Origin of the sequence: Shewanella acanthi (genome assembly GCF_019457475.1) — a bacterium.
Taxonomy (GTDB): domain Bacteria; phylum Pseudomonadota; class Gammaproteobacteria; order Enterobacterales; family Shewanellaceae; genus Shewanella; species Shewanella acanthi.
Window position 1 is genome coordinate 318,275 of the sequence record NZ_CP080413.1, and the last position, 18,538, is coordinate 336,812.

The following is an 18,538-nucleotide window of genomic DNA, read 5'->3' on the forward strand; positions in this document are numbered from 1 at the left end:
CCTTATTTAATTAGCGAGTTAAGTTTTAATTGAGTGAGCGCCGCTTTGGCTTGGCTTGCCTGCACTTGGGCATCGATAGTACTGATAGTGATATAACCGTTATATAGGGCAACGCCCTCGGAATCTTCGGCGTGATCTTTCACTAAATCTTCACCCTGGGCGAAGGAAATTCCCATTTTGCCATCGAGTAACTGTTTGGCCACCGCTGAAGCTGCAGCTTGATCGAGTCCTTTCGCCTCCATAATGCCCTGAGTCATGTAGTACATGGCGCTTGTGTCCTCGGCTAAATTGCTACGAAAGACGATATCGGCGCCCGCATTCCAACCCACTTGGGTAAACTTGTAGCCTTTGTTGTTATCAAGATCAGAAGGTGTATTGACGTTTAGACCCGTAAACGGTGGCAGTAGTGGTTGACCCTCGGAGCGCTGGGCTTCCAAAGTGCTGATGATATCGATAACGATCTTGGCAACTTTTGGCGCTTTTTCTGCATCACCATCGGCTGCGCTTATAGCAATAGCAGGAATACCGCGGGTAATCGACACCATAGCCGCACCAAGGGTGCCTGAGCTGTTGTTTAAGTAACCTAAGTTATTGCCTTCATTAGGGCCTGAGATCACTAGATCGGGCGCCTTACCCCAAGCTGTTTGTGCTGCGACGTCGATACCGTGCAGTACCGCCATAATGGGCGTGCCTTCAACGTAGTTTGTAAAAGCTTTGCTAGTATCGGTATCGCCTACGCAGTACTGCATATCCTCCGCTTTAGTGTAATTGGTCACCACGGGCTTAAGAAAACTGATGGCGCCACCTTTACCACTTTGGCCTGTACAAGGTGCCGACATAACGACATTGTGACCTGCTGATTTTAGGGCGCTGAACATGACCTGGATATTGTCAGTATTCCAGCTGTCATCATTAGTGAGCACAATATTTAAGGCGAAGGCTTGTGAGGCGAATAGGCTTGAAGCTAAAAGGCTAGCACAGAGCAAGGTGGGCTTGAACATCTAAAACTCCTGAATAATCGTTAACTTAATTGACGAGCGGGAGAATAGAGCTAAAAGATGTCAATTAAGTTAACGATTTGTTTCAGTATGATGTCCTTTAAAGTGTATCACTCTGAAGCAGTTAGGGATTCGTTGGGAGTATTACTTCTTTTGGATATATTGCTGTAATACCGCCAGCATCGATGCACCCGATAAACCGATCATCATGGCACCATTCATCGCTTCAATTGGTCCGAGTAATTTCCATTTATCACTCATCACAATATCGCCATAGCCTAAGGTTGCGAAATTCACCCCTGAGTGATAAATCGCCTGATGTAAGGTGTCGAATTCGCCTAAGACGAAAAATAAGCAGCCCCAGGTGACGGTTTGTAAAAGGTTACCGATCATGACGATAGTAGTAATGCCAAATAGACCAAACACCCCCGCGATCATGCTATTACGTTCGTGCATCCGCTTATTGTAGAAACGCAGGCACCACATGGTTGCCAAGGATTGCAGCAACATATTCATTAAGATAATTGGCAAACCAACGGCTAATGCTAAAAACATTTCATTCTCCTACAGGGGTTTCTGATACAGGTCGACCAGCGGGCCAGTGTTGTTCGAGGATCTTAAAACATAGCCAGCCGTAACCTGCGATGGCTAAATACAGACTGCAGCGCATTGATGCCGCTAGCCAAACGTCCTTGCCATTAGCACTATCGGCAATGGCTGGACCAAAAAGGATAAGGGCAGTGATCCAACTATTACTCCAGAATGATGCAGGAAAGCGCGTTGGCACGAGTTGAAGCATGCGTTGTGTTAGCCACAGGGTCATCAGGGTGAGCATAAGGACTAACATCAATAATGATGGCCAAATGCTTAATCCCATCCATAAGGCGAAGGCAAGCAGCGCGCCCACCAAGGTGGATAGCACCAGTTCACGCCCCGCCTCTTTAGCATTAAGCAGGGTACTTTGCTGTGCCAGCATCACTGTTTTCATCACAGCAGGGATATAAAACGCAGGGTCGTTAAGGGCTAGAAACCAAATTGGCAACACAATTACGGTCGCACGCAGTGCCAGCCTTTTAGGGTGTTCTGGCGGTAATGGTTTTGGTTTATTCACCGCTGCAACGGGAGGCGGTGGGAACAGTGCATGGGCTGCTGCATTGACTAGGGTGCCAATCAGCATACCTACAGCGATTAGCTGCGCGATTGCGAGTGCGAGGGCTTGCTCAATTAAGCCTGCAATGGGGATGAGGGTAATCGCCATTGTTAACAACATGGCAAGTACGCCCTTGCCCGTAACCGACATCACCATCAAAAAGTAGAGTAGTAACGCAACTAACAACACAGCGGCTAGGGGGTAATAATTTAATAGAGGTACTAACAAGACGCCTGCAGTCATGATAAGTGCCAGCAAGGTGCCACCAACGATGCCTTTTTTGAGGCTCAGCGCCTCACCGGGCATACAGAGTATGACCCAAGCCATAATGCAGCCAAGATGGGGCATAGGTAGCCCAAACCCAAAGCAGACAAAGACCGCTAAACCTGTACCAACGCTAATCCTGAGTGCCGTAGTGTCTGCGGGGTGCATATTTGACCTCAATACAGGTACGAGAATAGGCTCATGAGTCGAATATACAGGGCGCCGAGGGGGTTAAGCAGGCTATGTTCCTCGCTGTAAATCAAGATATCGGCTTGACCTCCAACCCGTAAGTTTTCAGCGGGCGGCATATCATCGGGTGAGAAGGCAATTTTGACAGGAAAGCGCTGTGCTTGGCGCAGCCAGTCGCGACTATTACTGACGGAGGGTAAAGATCCAACAGCGTGCTTTTTACCATCGTCAACACCATAGACAATGCTGCGGACTTCTCCGCTAAAAAGTTTGCCCGGCATGCTGTCGAGTAAAATTGATACCTTATCCCCAGGCTGCACATTGCCCAGATTGTTTTCGGTAAAATCAGCGGAAATCCATACATCGTGAATGGCAATCAGCGTCATGGCTGGAGTTCCTGCGCCGATAAATTGCCCCACATCGGTATTTAAATCTGTAATTAAACCGCTGCTTGGCGCGACCACGTGGGTATTTTGTTTATCGCGCTCGGCTTTATTAACCGCGGAGCGGGCACTGAGAAGTTGCGAGTTGTTTTCACCACTAACCCCTGCCGCCTCTATTGCGCGTCTCACATCGGCTTCTGCCGCTGTGACTTGGCTGCTGGCTGTTTCACGAGAAGCTTGAGCCATTTCGAGTCGGCGCACTGAAATGGCCCCAGGGTCTTGGCGGTATAGGCGCTCTTGACGTTCCGCATCTTTTACGGCGTTGTTGTAGGATGCGCGCATGGCTTCTAATTTCGCTTGGGCAGCTTTAACGCCTTCGCTATTGGCTTTAACACCACTGAGTACCGTTTCATAGTCGGATTTTGCTTTGGCTAGCGCGATATCATAGGCCTCGGGATCGACATCAAAAAGTGCCTCGCCTTCAGTAACATCTTGATTATCTTTGACATAGACCTTAAGGATTTGCCCCGTGACTTCGGCTGTAATCGGTACAACAAAGGCCTGAATCCTTGCCTGAGAACTGTAGGGGGTCAGCCGGTCGGCCAAGAGATACCAGAACAGCAATATCACTATCAATGCCAATAGGCCTAAGGTGGCATATTTACTGGCTTTTCCTGGAGCGGGTGCATTGTCAGTCATTCACAATTCCCTTTTAATGAGTCGATGGAGATTGGGCGCTTAGCTCAGCTCCAGCTTTTGGTTGGCTGCTATCGAGTAATGGGGTCCAGTCATCTCGTGAGCGAAGCTGTTTCTCTACCTCTGGAGTAACTAATGGGCGCAGTCGCCCTTGCTCCCACCCTCCACCAAGCGCTTTGTAAAGACGAATGAGGTTAGCGATATGCGCGCCGCGACTGTTAACGAGCTGAGCTTGTTGGCTAAACAGGGCACGTTGAGATTCTAATACCCGTTGAAAATCCGCCATTCCCTCGCGATAACGGGTATTAGCGATTTCGAGTGATCGTTTAGCGGCTTCGCCTGTCTGTGTGAGCAGCTTAATTTCGGTCTCGCTGTTGGCGTAGGCGATAGCGGCATCATCGACCTCCCGTGCGGCATTAAATACAGTTTCACGATAGAGTTCATGGACTTGCCAAAAAACCGCATCTTCCACTAATACTTGGTTAGTTAATCTGCCGCTGTCGAGAATATTCCAGCTTATCGATGGACCCACGCCCCAAGAAAAAACGGAATGGCCACTGCCTGTGGCATTAATCCCTAGGGTGCCTGCGAGGGTTATCGATGGATACAGATCGCTTTCTGCAATACCAATCAGCGCCGATTGGGCGGCAAGTTGGCGCTCAGCGGTCCTGATATCTGGGCGGCGACGTAATAAATCAGCTGGCATTTCAGCGACTAATGCCAATTTCCCCTCAGGGATAACCCCCGTATTACTCGCCATTTCTGGCAAGGGGCCAGGTGCTCTTGCCAAAATCGTGCTGAGTGCATTTTGGCTCTGGCGCAGATTGGTCTCTAACTGCGGGATAGTTGATAGGGTTGCTAAGTATTGAGTCTTAGCTTGTTGTACATCCAGCTCGGCGGTATTACCGCTGTTAAATTGACGTTGGGTGATCTCTAAGCTGCGCGCTTGGATCTGGGCATTTTCATTGGCAATTTGCAGCTGTGCCTCAAGGGTACGAATCGTCACGTACAGCTGGGCAACCTGGGCAATCATCAATACTTGTACATCGTCGTACTGAGCGATAGTGGCAAAATAGCTGGCATCGGCTGCTTCGATACTGCGCTGAAATTTACCCCAAAAATCGAGCTCCCAGCCCAAATTAAAGGCTGCGCCGTAACTGCTGCCTGAGGTGCTTTTGCCGCTTTGAGTTTGTCCGGCACCAAGCCACTGGGCTGTAGCTTGGGTGAGTTGGGGATTCTTAAGACTCTCTGCTATGCCAAGTTGAGCCTGTGCGGCAAGAATCCGTAATCCCGCAATACGTACATCGGGATTTTTCAGCATGGCTTCATGAATCAAGGCACTGAGCGCAGGGTCGTTAAGTTGGGTCCACCATTGCTGGTAATCTTTGGCCGTTGGCGCCCCGCTAAATAGCTGCGTTTTAGCACTTTGCCACGCTTCAATCTCAGGTACTACGGGACGTTGATAATCAGGCCCTAGCACAGTACAGCCACTGAGTAGCACGCATACCCCGCCAACCACTAAGCGGGGAACAAAGCGATCAATTATCATCTTGCTCTCTCAATTCATCTTCGAGGCCTTCATCCACCCACATCATAAAGATGCGGTATCCGATAGACAGTAGCGTGGCACCAATAAACATACCTAGGATGCCGCTGGTGGCCATACCGCCTAAGGCCCCGATGAGCACCACTGGCATGGGAGCATCAACGCCGCGTCCGAGAAAGATGGGTTTGAGCACGTTATCCACCGCCCCCGCAAGCATCATCAACACTGTATAGATAATGCTTAATAATGTGCCGTTGTCACCTGCCATCCAGATATAGGCAATGGCTGGCAAAGTGACTAATAAGGCAGGGATTTGAGCAATACCTAGCACTAAGACCACCACAAAGAAGATACCCACGGCAGGGATACCCGCAAAGGTCATCACAATACCGACTAACAATGCTTGAATGAATGCGACACCAATAACGCCGAGGGCAACGGCACGAATAGTAGAGGAACAGATGTTGATCAATTTTGCGCCCCGTTCAGGTCCCGCAATGCGAATTGCTATCCGAGTTGAACTCTTAGCGCCTGCATGGCCATAGGCCATCATGACGCCTGCGATAATAAAAGAGAACATGCTCAGTAATAAACTACCACTGATGCTCGCAAGCGCATGAAGCACTTGTTTTACGGCATCGCCTAAGTGTGGTTGTAGGCTTTTGACTAACGAAGGTAAGTCGGTGGAGGCTTTTTGCCAAACGCCATAAACTTTTTTACCAACGAGGGGGATATTGGCAATGCTTTCCTTTGGTGCAGGGACTTCGAGGGTGTTTTGAGATACGCGCTCAACAAGGCTGCCCATGTTATCTGCCATTGAGCTCACCATCCAAATCGTCGGTAACACCAATATCATTAAGCCAAGCACAATCAATAGGGTAGCGGCTCTACCCTGTTTATCATTTAGCCGCTTAGCGACGCGTTGGTGAAAGGGGAAGATGACCACGGCGAGGATCACGGCCCACAACATGAGATTCAAAAAGGGGGAGAAGATAGTGAAGCAGAATGAAGCTAGCGCGAGTAACATGCCAAACTTAATGAACATGTCTAAAAACTTAGTGACGATACGGTTTTCGACCGCTATGATTTCCTTGTTTTCCATTCCGTTATTACCTCAACGAGTTATAAATCTATAACTTGAATCATCTGTATTTGTACGGAACTACAGATTCCTGATTACATATTTTGGTGCGGGATGATTAGGCGAACCTTTAAGTGTAACTAATCATTATTATCATCAATGCACAGAGACCAATTACAGAATGAAATGTATCAACTCTTTATAAATGTCATCCCACAGTTCAATCTTTGTACCATTTTTATATTAGTTTAGATTCCACAAAGAGTTTGAATTTATTCCTTAATAAAGTCGTGGAAGTGATAAATGTCATGCAAAAGTCGAACTCGGTTCCACATTGTCCTTTACCGCATTCTGTCCATTTTTTAATTCAGTCATCAAAGACACAATAAAAGCAGGGTGCAAAAGTGCATTTGTGCATTGAGTGGCGTGTCAGGTAGCAGGGCAAGGAGATAATGGGGGCTGTTTCGACGGATGGTTGTGTGAGTCGACAATTAAACGACCTCTAAAAAGACAAGAGTAGATAGATAGGTAAACGCTCGGGAGAGTAAAAACTCGATTTTGTTAATGCCAAGAAGCAAAAAGCCTGAATTGCTTCAGGCTTTTTTAATACAACAGCTTAATCCTAAAGGATTAGTTCATGCCGTATTTCTTTAATTTTTTACGCAGAGTACCACGGTTGATACCTAGCATGTTTGCTGCGCGAGTTTGGTTGCCGCGAGTGTGTTGCATGATGATGTCTAGCAGAGGTGCTTCAACTTCACTTAACACCATTTCGTACACTTCTTGTGCTTCCTGACCGTCCAACTGTGCGAAGAAGTTAGTCACGGCACGCTTTACTGCGTCACGTAATAACTGGGGCTTGATAGTGCCGTTTGCGGTTTCGATTTTGCCAACGGTAAGCTGGTGAACTTCAGTGTTAGTTGTCTGATCAAACATTCTATTCTGCTCTTTATTAATTCTGTACTAATTCATCAAAATAATATTCCACGAGGGAATACTGTTCTGCAGCGGTTTCCAGCTGATTAAAGTCAGCCCGGAACTGGCGCTGATCTTCTTGGTCTAGGTACCACCCGATATGTTTTCTGGCGAAGCGGATACCCTTGTATTCACCATACAATTCATAAAGTTTGGTGAGATGCTCAAGCATAACTTGACGCTGCTGTGCCATCTCAATAGGCGCTAGCTTCTTACCTGTGTCCAAGTAGTGCTGGATTTCTCTGAAAATCCAAGGTCGTCCTTGAGCACCCCGTCCTATCATCAGAGCATCGGCACCGGTGTAATCCAGCACGAAACGTGCTTTCTCCGGACTGTCGATGTCCCCATTTGCGACGACAGGAATCGAGACATTTTGTTTAATTGCTTTGATGGTGTCGTATTCGGCGTTGCCTTTATACATACATTGTCTCGTGCGGCCGTGAACGGCGAGCGAGGCGATGCCACAATCCTGGGCAATTTGGGCAATTTGAACACCGTTCCTGTGTTCAGGCTCCCAGCCTGTGCGAATCTTTAACGTGACGGGTACATCCACAGCACCAACCACGGCCTGTAAAATTGCTTTCACTAGGGGTGGATTTTGCATCAGGGCGGAACCTGCCAGCTTTTTATTCACTTTTTTTGCAGGACATCCCATATTGATGTCAATGATATGAGCGCCTTGTTCAACATTGAACTGGGCAGCTTGCGCCATTAACTCGGGGTCGGCTCCTGCGATTTGCACTGAGCGAATGCCTTCCTCGCCAGAATGCGTCATACGCTGGCGACTCTTATCCGTATCCCATACTTCAGGATTGGATGAGAGCATCTCAGACACCGCTAAGGCTGCACCAAAGCGAAGACAAAGATTACGGAAAGCCTGATCGGTGACACCTGCCATTGGTGCCACGATCAGCTGATTCTTCAGTTGATAGGGTCCAATTTGCATTCTATGTTTCACCTTAGCTCTTCAAAGGGGCGCTATAGTAGCCCTTTTTATGGGCCGTGAAAAGGTCAATAAATGACCTAGAAGCAATTTTTTTTCTTGACTTTTTACGTGTGAGACGTAATTGGCAAAATCGGCCTAAACCAGTGGTGGCGCTTGCTGCGCCACCCATTAGCTCTATTTACGTACGCCTGTCAAGCGGCTCCAATCTTCTTTATAGGATGGCTCATCCATATCGAACCATTGGCTGTAAAACTCTGCAATTTCCAGCGCTTGTTCACGCAGCAAACCAGAAAGGGCTAATTTACCGCCCACTTTTACGCGTTCGGCAATCAGTGGCGCCAGTTCGCGCAATGGGCCTGCAAGGATATTGGCCACTAAAACGTCGGCTTTAAGATCGGCGGGTTGATCTTCGGGGAGGTAAAGTTCGAGTCTGTCGGCAACATCGTTACGTTCGGCATTGGCCTTGGAAGCATCAATGGCTTGATAGTCGATGTCGATACCTGTGACGCGTTTGGCGCCCAGTTTGAGGGCAGCAACGGCTAAAATGCCTGAGCCACAGCCAAAGTCGATCACTTCTTCTTGACTTAAATCTAAGCTGTCTAACCACTCTAAACAGAGTGCAGTCGTTGGGTGAGTCCCCGTACCAAACGCAAGGCCCGGGTCTAAGATCACGTTAACAGCATTAGGATCTGGCACTTCGCGCCAGCTTGGGCAAATCCATAAACGTTCACCAAACTGGATGGGGTGATAGTTGTCCATCCATTCGCGAACCCAGTCTTTGTCCTCAATCTGCTCAACCTTATGGCCAAAGTTTTCGCCTAAAAATGGCAGGGTTTTGAGCATATCGATGGTTGGGCTTAAGTCCATGTCTGCCTCGAATAGGGCGACAACCACGGTATCACGCCACAGTGGGGTTTCACCTAATTTAGGTTCAAAAATGGGGGTGTCTTTACCATCTTCGAAGGTAATAGAAACAGCGCCTTCTTCCAGTAGTAAGTCGCTGATAGTTTCAGCATCATCACTGTTGGTATTAATGCGAAGTTGGATCCAAGGCATGGAGATATCCTGTGGCTAGGTTTAAAAAATATTGGCCTATTGTATACCGAAACCGCGCTAAATTGCAGGATAGCCCTGTAATTTAAGCTCATCGATAAAGGAACGTTAACGGGTATGACATAGGGGAATATCGATGTGAGTGACTGCGATGTTGTTGGGATTGGCAACAGAGGTCTTACATTTATCTCTCGCTAATACAGAGAGTTAATTAATATCCCATTTCATGCAGCTAAAATCAGCTTGTTGTTTTGTATGATATCTTAACATTATGAAATTTATTGGTTAATTGGTTTTACCTTTGTTTGATTGTTATGTCGGCTTTTGTGATCCCCTTCTAAGAGTGGGCAGTAAAGAAGTGAGTTGCTTCACGCTTTAAATTTATCCATCTGAATCCGCTGTTAAGTTGCTGCTATGTTTTAGGCTGCACAGTGGTGTCGACTAACCAGCAGAAGGTAAGCAAGATGACAAGCGTGACGCGAATTCACAACAGGGTGAGGATTAAGGGGATTGGCCACCCTTGGTCGGCGAGGGCCGACAGATTGCAAAGCGCGACAGGCATTATGCTTGGGGGCTTTTTATTGCTACATATGCACTTTGAATCCAGCATTCTGCTCGGTAAAGAGGCTTTTTATCGTGTCGTGCAAATGCTTGAAGGCGGCATGTTTAGCAGCACTGGCCATGGCTTCCCTATTGTGACCAAACTTTTTTCCGTGTTTATGCTGCTGGTGGTGATTACCCATGCGGCTGTTGCTTTAAGGCGTTTTCCGGCTCAACTTGGTCAGTGGCGTGCACTGCGCTCCCACCTAGGGGGAATTAACCACAGGGATACCCATGCTTGGTTTTGGCAGTTAATCACCGGTTTCATCCTGTTTTTCCTCGTGCCAGTGCACCTCTTTACCATGATCCTTAATCCCGAAATTGGCCCGCACTTATCGGCAGAGCGGGTGTACCACGACAATGCTTGGCTGCTGTATGCGTTATTGCTGCCAGCTGTCGTTATCCATGCGCTGATTGGGCTTTACCGTGTGGCGGTAAAGTGGGGCATTACTCAGCACCGCAGTGGCCTACGTAAAATCGCTAAAGTATTGATTGTATATTTGTTGTGTCTAGGGATCGCCAGTTTAGTGTCGTACGTGATTATTGGTAGCGATCTCGGTGTGCCAGTAACGCCCTATATACCTAATCATTAAATAGATTTTACTGATTCAATTTGCTTCTTTAGTCGAAGAAGCAAGGCAAGCTATTGTTTCGCTACTACTATTTAAGCATTAGGTTAACTATTCGCATTCTGTTTGATCTAACACAGGATTTTTAAAGATTTTGTGCGCGATAGTTGAGTCTAAGGTTGGAATCTAATTGGGTTGGCAAGTGACTGCCACACCACGCATGGGGCGAAAACAATGGCAATCAAACTCAGTATAAAAAAATGGAGTGCCTGGCTGGATGTGAGCCAGAGTCTGTCCGGGGTGATTTTAGCGGTGTTTTTATGGACGCACCTCGTTTTGGTGTCGTCAATTTTATTGGGGGGCGAGGCTATGAATTTTGTCGCTCGCGCAATGGAACTGAGTTTCCTTTCCCCCGATGGCCATGGTTACCCTTGGGTGGTGTCCTGCATTGCTGTGGGCATTGCGGCGCTGGCCTTAGTGCATGTGCTGGTGGCTCTGCAAAAACTGCCAATGAGCTTGCGTCAGCAACGATCTTTACGCCAGCAAATGCAGGTGATTAATCACAGTGATACTCGCCTTTGGCGTTGGCAGGCCATTACGGGCGTAGTCATTCTGCTGTTATTGCCCGTGCATTTGTGGCTTATCGGCTCAGCCCCCGAAACCATTGGCCCACAGGGCAGTGCCGAGCGTATCTGGAACCAAGGCGTGTGGATGGTATATCTGCCTCTGTTATTCACCGTAGAGCTGCACGCCGCTATTGGGATTTACCGAGTGGCATTGAAATGGGGCGCCGCTCGCGACTTAAACAGCCGCAGCCGATTACGCAAAATTAAAACCATAGTGAGCGTGTTGTTTGTGGTAGTGGGAGTTGCCTCGTTGTTGGCCTTTCTGCCCCATGCTAGTTAGCTAAATAATTAAATACATGAACCTGACGACAATAGCCGTACCCAATAGTAAGGAGCAGGCGTGAAACTGATTTATACCGATTCATTAGTGGTAGGTGCTGGACTTGCAGGCCTTAGGGTTGCCATCGCCTCGAAGGAACGTGGGCTAGATACCTTAGTGTTATCGCTCATTCCGGCAAAGCGTTCACACTCTGCTGCCGCGCAGGGGGGAATGCAGGCGAGTCTTGGCAATGCCGTTAAGGGCATGGGTGATGATGAGGACGTGCACTTTCAGGATACGGTTAAAGGATCGGATTGGGGATGCGATCAGGAAGTGGCGCGAATGTTTGCTCATTGTGCACCAAAGGCGGTACGCGAATTAGCGAATTGGGGCGTACCTTGGACACGGGTGACGGCAGGACCAAGGGATGTGATTGTTAACGCGCAAAAAGTCACTTTGCAGGAAGCCGAAGAAGCCCACGGACTTATCAATGCCCGAGACTTTGGTGGCACCAAGAAATGGCGCACCTGTTACACCGCCGATGGCACGGGTCATTCGCTACTTTATGCTATGGATAACAAGGCCATTTCCATGGATATTCCCGTCCATGAGCGAGTAGAAGCCTTAGCTCTAATTCACGATGGTAAACGTTGCCATGGGGTCATTGCCCGCTGTCTTATTACGGGTGAACTCCGTGCTTATGTGGCTAAGTCGACCACTATCGCGACCGGCGGTTATGGTCGAATTTACGAGGTTTCAACCAACGCCATTATCTGCGAAGGCATTGGCCAAGCGTTGGCACTGGAAACCGGCGTTGCGACGCTCGGTAATATGGAAGCGGTGCAATTCCACCCAACGGCGATTGTGCCCGTGGGGATCCTGACCACGGAAGGTTGCCGCGGCGACGGCGGTTTGCTGCGCGATAAAGACGGTTATCGCTTTATGCCGGACTATGAGCCGGAGAAAAAAGAGCTGGCTTCAAGGGATGTGGTATCACGTCGCATGACCGAGCATATGCGTAAGGGTAAAGGTGTCGACAGTCCCTATGGTCCACATTTATGGCTCGATATTACCCTGCTTGGCCGCAAACATATCGAAACTAACTTACGGGAAGTACAGGAGATTTGCGAGAACTTCCTTGGCATCGACCCAGCGAAGGATTGGATCCCCGTGCGCCCGACTCAGCATTACTCCATGGGCGGTATTCGCACTAAGGCTACCGGTGAGAGTCCGCAGCTTAAGGGGTTATTTAGCGTAGGCGAAGCCGCCTGTTGGGATATGCATGGCTTTAACCGCCTAGGTGGCAACTCGCTCGCCGAAACCGTGGTCGGCGGCATGATTATCGGCAAATACGTGGCCGATTTTTGTGAGAATAACAGCCTTGAAATAGATACTAAGCTTGCCGAATCATTTATGCATAAGGTTAAGGCTGAAATCGATTCGCTTATTAATGGTGACGGCAGCGAAAACCCCTTCGAAATTAAGCATCAAATGCAACGTATCATGATGGATTACGTAGGAATTTTTCGTAATGGCCCCGAGCTTGATAAAGCGGTTACTGAACTTAAAGCCTTGCTCGAACGCTCTCGCAACCTCAGCATTAAATGTAAGAAACGTCATGCTAACCCAGAGCTGGTAGAAGCGCTAAGGGTTAAACGCATGTTGAAAGTCGCCTTGACGGTTGCCTGCGGCGCAGCGGCCCGCACAGAAAGTCGCGGCGCCCATGCCCGTGAGGATTACCCGCAGCGAAATGACAGGGATTGGCTGAATCGCACCCTAGCAAGTTGGCCCGATGCGAATTCGCTCGAGCCAGTGCTGAGCTATGAGCCGCTCGATGTGATGAAGATGGAGCTGCCACCAGGCTACCGTGGTTATGGCATCGATAATGCCATTGTTCATCCGGATACCGCCAAGCGTGAACAACAAATTGCTGAGATCTTGGCCAGTCTTGGTGAAGATGCCGACCGCTATCAACGTCAGGCTGCATTAATGCCATTTGATTTACCACCAAGTTTGCAAGCGAAGAATGAACGTTTAAGCGATACCTTAAAACCAGCCGCCAACACCCGAGGAGAACAATCATAATGAGCCAAGGTCGCCAGTTAACCTTTAATATTTTTCGTTATGATCCCCAGGAGCCAAACGATAAGCCCAAAATGGTGCGTTATCAGCTCACCGAAACCCCTGGCATGACAGTGTTTATTGCGCTGAATAAACTGCGGGAAGAACAAGATACTTCGTTGCAGTTCGATTTTGTTTGCCGCGCGGGGATTTGCGGCAGCTGCGCTATGGTGATTAATGGTTTTCCAACGCTAGCCTGCCGCACGCTAACGGCGAAATACCCAAAGGGTGAAATCACCCTAATGCCGTTGCCTGGCTTTGAGCTGATTGGGGATTTATCGGTCAATACCGGCAAATTTATGCGTGAACTCGCCGAGCGTTTAAAGCTGTGGCTACATCCAAAATCCAACGATATCAGTATCCATCGCCTCGAAGAGCCTATGGCGCCAGAAGAAGCCGCACGTCTGTACGAGCTTGAGCGCTGTGTCGAATGCGGCGTTTGTGTGTCGGCCTGTGCGACTAAACAGATGCGCGACACCTTTGTGGGTGCTGTTGGGATGATGAAAATTGCCCGTTTCGAGCTCGATAGCCGTGATGCCCGTAGTGCTGAGGACTTTTACCATGTGATTGGGAATCAGGATGGGGTGTTCGGTTGTATGACCTTGCTCGGTTGTCAGGATAACTGCCCGAAAGATTTACCCCATATGCAGCAGATTGCTTACCTGCGCCGCAAAATGGCGATGACACTGGTGTAATACCGATTGGGGTTGCATCCTAATGATAGACCCAATTTGGGACACATGAAAAAGCCGCATTTTGCGGCTTTTTCATGCGGGATGTTTATCGGCATCACTTTTTATGCATTCAGCTTATTTGGCTCAAGCTTTTCGTCTAAGAGCTTGTTCAGCTTCATAAAAATTTACAGTGTATGCTTGTCAAAGGTTTATCTTTACCGCTTGGGCAGATCACATATCATCAATCCCAAAGCGGCATCATATTCAAAAGCCATGAGTGGGGGCGACGACTAAGCTTGGAGTAAGACTGGTTCGCCGATTATCGAGTATCTGCTGCGCCTAAGACAGGTCAAAGGCGCTTCGATTTTCCCAACAATCAGGGTGTTATGAGCTAAAACCTTCGAGAACAATTTTGCCAATCGCTTTGCCAGACTCGATAAGAGTATGTGCTTTTATCAGGTTTTCGGCGTTTATTGCACCGAAATGCTGCCCTAGGGTGTTATGAAGTTCGCCTGAATCGATTAGCTCACTGACTCTATTTAGCAGCTGATTTTGGGCAATCATATCTTCGGTTTGATACAAGCTACGGGTGAACATCAGTTCCCAATGTAAAGATAGGCACTTACGTTTGAGTTTGAGCACATCTAATGGCTCTTTAGGATCATCAATTAGCGCCAGTTTCCCTTGTGGTTTTATCACCTTAATAATTTCATCGAAATGTACATCCGTATGGGTCAAGCTAATCACGTGGGTCACATCGGCGATATCCAGTTTAGCTAATTCTTCAGACAGTAATTGTGAGTGGTCAATAACCGCATGGGCGCCTAATTTTTTTACCCACTCAACTGTCTCTGGTCGTGATGCTGTGCCGATAACCCTTGCCCCAGTCAGTTTTACTGCAAGCTGAGTGATGATCGAGCCTACACCGCCGGCAGCGCCAATGATCAAAATGCGCGCATCGTGGGCGGAACTATCCTGTGGTAAGCCTAAGCGATCAAACAGGAGTTCCCATGCCGTGATGCTAGTTAGAGGCAATGCAGCAGCTTGTGCGTTGGACAAGGTCTTAGGTTTGTGGCCGACAATGCGCTCATCCACTAATTGGTACTCGGCATAACTGCCACTGCGGCTAATATCGCCGGCATACCATACTTCATCCCCTACCTTAAACAGACTCACCTTATCGCCAACGGCTTTAACGACACCGACTGCATCCCAACCGAGGATTTTGTATTCGCCCGCTGGTGCCGAGTTTGATTTACGTACCTTAGTATCTATGGGGTTGACTGAAATGGCTTTAACTTCAACTAAAAGATCAAAACCTTGCGGTATTGGTTCAGCTAATGTGATGTTCTCTAATGCATTTGGTGCGCTAATCTCACCTGCGGTTTGGTAACCAATCGCTTTCATATCAATTCCTCTAGTGTTCTGGATGAGCGTGACTTGTTATTGAGTGCCATTGTGTGAAATATTGACTCCATAATAAACGGGGTAATGTTTGTAATATTTTCAAAGGATTTTTGATAATCATGCTGCTCAATGATCTCGCATTGTTTGTTCGTGTTGCTGATAGTGGCAGCATTTCTTCTGCGGCTACAGAAATGGATATCTCTGCTGCGGCTGCGAGCGCTGCGATTAAAAGGCTTGAAAAACAGCTTGATACCAGTTTATTTGTCCGAACTACCCGTAGTTTAAGGTTAACGGCGCAGGGGGAGCGTTATTTTATCCATTGCCGCCGCGCCTTGAACGATCTCACCCTAGGTGAGCAGGCGATTGCGAGTGATAAAGGCAAGATTTCAGGCACTTTAAGTCTTTCGGTCTCTTCAGATTTTGGACGTAATTTACTCGTTCCTTGGCTCGACGACTTCCTCGAGGATTTTCCGCAGCTGCAAGTTCGGTTGCATTTGGGTGACAATATCAGCAGTTTCTATCACGATAAAATTGATATAGCCGTGCGCTATGGCAAGCCGCAGGATTCCAACCAAGTTGCGTTTCCTATCTGTAGCGTAGAGCGGCTGTTATGTGCTTCTCCAGAATACTTAGCGGCGTTTGGAGAACCCGAGACCTTGGAGCAGCTGACACAGCATAATTGTCTATTTTATAAATTAGATGATAGAACCCATGACCAATGGCAATTTCAGCGGGATGGTCAGGAGTTTAAAATCCGAGTCACTGGCAATCGCAGCGCAAATGATGCCGAGATTGCTCGTCGATGGGCGGTGGCGGGTAAAGGAATCGTCTTTAAATCTGGCTTAGATCTCGCCGCAGATATTATGGAGGGGCGGTTAGTGCCTCTGTTACCTGAATATCGCGGTGAGGCCGTCAATTTATATCTAGTGTGTCCTGGACGTGAGCATGTGACGCCTGTGATTTTGCTCCTGCGTGAAATGCTGAGACAGCAGACTCAAACTTTAAGCCGTACTTTGGCAGCGTATCTTAAGTCTGATAATCAAGGGCAATAAAAAAGCCGCATGATGCGGCATTTTTTATGCGTCTTTTGCAGACTTATCTATTTAACTGCGATTAAGACTTGGCGCGTTTCATCGCGGTGAAGAACTCATCGTTAGTTTTGGTCATGGCCAATTTATCGATGAGGAACTCCATTGCGCTGACTTCGTCCATTGGATTTAAGATCTTACGCAGGATCCACATTTTTTGCAGCTCATCAGGGCTAGTGAGTTTTTCTTCACGACGAGTACCGCTGCGGTTAAAGTCTATCGCAGGGAATACGCGTTTTTCCGCGGCCTTGCGAGACAGGTGCAGCTCTTGGTTACCAGTACCTTTAAACTCTTCGTAGATCACTTCGTCCATTTTCGAGCCAGTATCAACCAGTGCGGTGGCGATAATGGTTAAGCTGCCGCCATGTTCGATATTACGTGCAGCACCGAAGAAGCGCTTAGGACGGTGCAGGGCGTTAGCGTCAACACCACCGGTTAACACTTTGCCCGATGATGGGATAACAGTGTTGTAAGCACGTGCCAGACGAGTAATAGAATCGAGCAGGATCACTACGTCTTTCTTGTGTTCAACTAAACGTTTAGCTTTTTCAATTACCATTTCAGCCACTTGTACGTGGCGACTTGCTGGTTCGTCGAAGGTTGATGCGATAACTTCGCCTTGAACTAGGCGTTGCATCTCTGTCACTTCTTCAGGACGTTCATCGATCAGCAATACCATTAACACCACTTCTGGATTGTTGTAGGTAATTGATTGAGCAATGTTTTGCAGTAATAGGGTTTTACCGGCTTTTGGCGGTGCAACGATAAGACCACGTTGACCTTTACCGATTGGCGAACATAAATCCAGAATACGTGCAGTGATATCTTCGGTTGAGCCGTTGCCACGCTCCATACGAATACGCTCTTCAGCGTGGAGTGGAGTTAAGTTTTCGAAGAGGATTTTATTGCGGGAGTTTTCTGGTTTATCGAAGTTAACTTCGTTGACTTTTAGAAGGGCAAAATAACGTTCACCTTCTTTTGGTGGGCGAATCTTACCAAAAATGGTATCACCCGTTCGCATGTTAAAGCGGCGAATTTGGCTCGGTGATACATAAATATCATCAGGGCCTGCTAAGTAAGATCCATCAGCACTACGTAAGAAACCAAAACCGTCTTGGAGTATTTCTAATACACCGCCACCGAAAATATCTTCGCCACTTTTGGCGTGGGCTTTCAGAATAGAGAAAATAATGTCCTGCTTGCGAGCACGGGCCATATTTTCGAGTTTCATATTTTCGGCTAGCAAGACTAGGTCGGAAATGGGGGTGTCTTTTAATTCAGTTAAGTTCATGTTGGGGATCTTGTTTTACGCGACAAAGCTTACCGCAATCAATCAGTAAAGTTTTGTGATTATGGATAGTGATTGATGAGCGAGAAGAGGTTTAGTTAGAAAGAATCTGGTTATTAAAGTAGCACTAACAAAGCGGGGCGTCCAGATTTTTAGGGGAAATCCGGCACAATTAATTTAAGCTTGTGCCGGAGGTCACTCATAGCGACTGCAAATTAGATTTGTGCGTCGATGAACTCTTTTAATTGGGTTTTAGATAGCGCACCCACTTTAGTGGCTGCTAACTCACCATTTTTGAATAACAGTAGAGTTGGGATGCCGCGAACGCCGTATTTCGCAGGAGAAACGTTGTTTTGGTCAACGTTTAATTTAGCGATAGTCACGCGACCAGCGTATTCCTCTGCAACGTCGTCTAGGATTGGCGCGATCATTTTGCAAGGACCACACCATTCAGCCCAGAAGTCTACCAAAACGGGTAATTCTGCATTTAATACGTCGTTTTCGAAGCTGTCGTCGCTCAGATATACAATTTTATCGCTCATGATGTTCTCCAGTTTGGCTGCCATTGCTGGTTTGTTAATGGCTTACCATGTATATTGTGGTTGAAAAATAGCTTTTCAAGGTA

The 18,538-nt window shown here is 47.8% G+C and carries 17 protein-coding genes; 5 read left to right on the forward strand and 12 right to left on the reverse strand.

Translation table 11 applies throughout. The features are described from left to right. Positions 1 to 2: 2 nt before the first annotated feature. From K0H61_RS01460 to prmA, 9 genes are all read right to left on the reverse strand, one after another. Positions 3 to 1,001, reverse strand: a complete 999-nt coding sequence (locus K0H61_RS01460; protein ID WP_220051007.1) for a 5'/3'-nucleotidase SurE — start codon at positions 999 to 1,001, stop codon at positions 3 to 5. Positions 1,002 to 1,142: 141 nt separating this feature from the next. After that, the gene (locus K0H61_RS01465; RefSeq protein WP_220051008.1) at positions 1,143 to 1,553 is read right to left on the reverse strand and encodes an ion channel; all 411 of its coding nucleotides are present in this window, start codon (positions 1,551 to 1,553) and stop codon (positions 1,143 to 1,145) included. A 1-nt stretch (position 1,554) separates the two neighbouring features. Further along, entirely contained in the window at positions 1,555 to 2,580 is a 1,026-nt protein-coding gene (locus tag K0H61_RS01470) for a DUF2955 domain-containing protein (protein WP_220051009.1), read from the reverse strand. A gap of 8 nt (positions 2,581 to 2,588) precedes the next feature. Continuing rightward, positions 2,589 to 3,683 carry an HlyD family secretion protein gene (locus K0H61_RS01475; RefSeq protein WP_220051010.1) on the reverse strand — a complete coding sequence of 365 codons (1,095 nt, stop codon included), beginning with the start codon at positions 3,681 to 3,683 and terminating at the stop codon, positions 2,589 to 2,591. A gap of 13 nt (positions 3,684 to 3,696) precedes the next feature. After that, positions 3,697 to 5,229 (reverse strand): efflux transporter outer membrane subunit, encoded by a 1,533-nt coding sequence (locus tag K0H61_RS01480; RefSeq protein WP_220051011.1) that lies wholly within the window; start codon positions 5,227 to 5,229, stop codon positions 3,697 to 3,699. Continuing rightward, on the reverse strand, positions 5,219 to 6,328 hold the full coding sequence (locus K0H61_RS01485) for an AI-2E family transporter (RefSeq protein WP_220051012.1): 1,110 nt from the start codon (positions 6,326 to 6,328) through the stop codon (positions 5,219 to 5,221). The genes K0H61_RS01480 and K0H61_RS01485 overlap by 11 nt, the downstream gene beginning before the upstream one ends. A 609-nt stretch (positions 6,329 to 6,937) precedes the next feature. Further along, positions 6,938 to 7,243 carry a DNA-binding transcriptional regulator Fis gene (gene fis / locus K0H61_RS01490; protein WP_006083371.1) on the reverse strand — a complete coding sequence of 102 codons (306 nt, stop codon included), beginning with the start codon at positions 7,241 to 7,243 and terminating at the stop codon, positions 6,938 to 6,940. Positions 7,244 to 7,259: 16 nt separating this feature from the next. Continuing rightward, the gene (gene dusB, locus K0H61_RS01495) at positions 7,260 to 8,228 is read right to left on the reverse strand and encodes a tRNA dihydrouridine synthase DusB (RefSeq protein ID WP_220051013.1); all 969 of its coding nucleotides are present in this window, start codon (positions 8,226 to 8,228) and stop codon (positions 7,260 to 7,262) included. A 174-nt stretch (positions 8,229 to 8,402) separates the two neighbouring features. After that, positions 8,403 to 9,284, reverse strand: a complete 882-nt coding sequence (prmA, locus tag K0H61_RS01500; RefSeq protein WP_220051014.1) for a 50S ribosomal protein L11 methyltransferase — start codon at positions 9,282 to 9,284, stop codon at positions 8,403 to 8,405. Between the two features lie 461 nt (positions 9,285 to 9,745). Between prmA and K0H61_RS01505 the strand changes: the two genes are divergently transcribed. The 4 genes from K0H61_RS01505 (at position 9,746) to K0H61_RS01520 (ending at position 14,151) form a co-directional block, all read left to right on the forward strand. Further along, positions 9,746 to 10,474 carry a fumarate reductase cytochrome b subunit gene (locus K0H61_RS01505; RefSeq protein ID WP_220051015.1) on the forward strand — a complete coding sequence of 243 codons (729 nt, stop codon included), beginning with the start codon at positions 9,746 to 9,748 and terminating at the stop codon, positions 10,472 to 10,474. A 210-nt stretch (positions 10,475 to 10,684) separates the two neighbouring features. Then, the gene (locus K0H61_RS01510; protein ID WP_220051016.1) at positions 10,685 to 11,356 is read left to right on the forward strand and encodes a fumarate reductase cytochrome b subunit; all 672 of its coding nucleotides are present in this window, start codon (positions 10,685 to 10,687) and stop codon (positions 11,354 to 11,356) included. A 60-nt stretch (positions 11,357 to 11,416) separates the two neighbouring features. Further along, positions 11,417 to 13,420 carry a fumarate reductase flavoprotein subunit gene (locus K0H61_RS01515; protein WP_220051017.1) on the forward strand — a complete coding sequence of 668 codons (2,004 nt, stop codon included), beginning with the start codon at positions 11,417 to 11,419 and terminating at the stop codon, positions 13,418 to 13,420. Further along, a complete protein-coding gene (locus K0H61_RS01520; RefSeq protein WP_220051018.1) occupies positions 13,420 to 14,151 on the forward strand; it encodes a fumarate reductase iron-sulfur subunit in 732 nt (243 codons plus the stop codon). Before K0H61_RS01515 ends, K0H61_RS01520 begins: the two co-directional genes overlap by 1 nt. A 363-nt stretch (positions 14,152 to 14,514) precedes the next feature. Here the strand turns inward: K0H61_RS01520 and K0H61_RS01525 are convergent, their stop codons facing one another. Next, the gene (locus K0H61_RS01525) at positions 14,515 to 15,537 is read right to left on the reverse strand and encodes a zinc-binding alcohol dehydrogenase family protein (RefSeq protein WP_220051019.1); all 1,023 of its coding nucleotides are present in this window, start codon (positions 15,535 to 15,537) and stop codon (positions 14,515 to 14,517) included. 119 nt (positions 15,538 to 15,656) lie between these two features. Between K0H61_RS01525 and K0H61_RS01530 the strand changes: the two genes are divergently transcribed. Then, positions 15,657 to 16,589: a LysR family transcriptional regulator gene (locus tag K0H61_RS01530; RefSeq protein WP_220051020.1), complete on the forward strand. Its 933-nt coding sequence runs from the start codon at positions 15,657 to 15,659 to the stop codon at positions 16,587 to 16,589. A gap of 61 nt (positions 16,590 to 16,650) precedes the next feature. Here the strand turns inward: K0H61_RS01530 and rho are convergent, their stop codons facing one another. Then, entirely contained in the window at positions 16,651 to 17,916 is a 1,266-nt protein-coding gene (gene rho, locus K0H61_RS01535; RefSeq protein ID WP_220051021.1) for a transcription termination factor Rho, read from the reverse strand. A gap of 212 nt (positions 17,917 to 18,128) precedes the next feature. After that, the gene (trxA, locus tag K0H61_RS01540; RefSeq protein WP_220051022.1) at positions 18,129 to 18,455 is read right to left on the reverse strand and encodes a thioredoxin TrxA; all 327 of its coding nucleotides are present in this window, start codon (positions 18,453 to 18,455) and stop codon (positions 18,129 to 18,131) included. Positions 18,456 to 18,538: the final 83 nt, after the last annotated feature.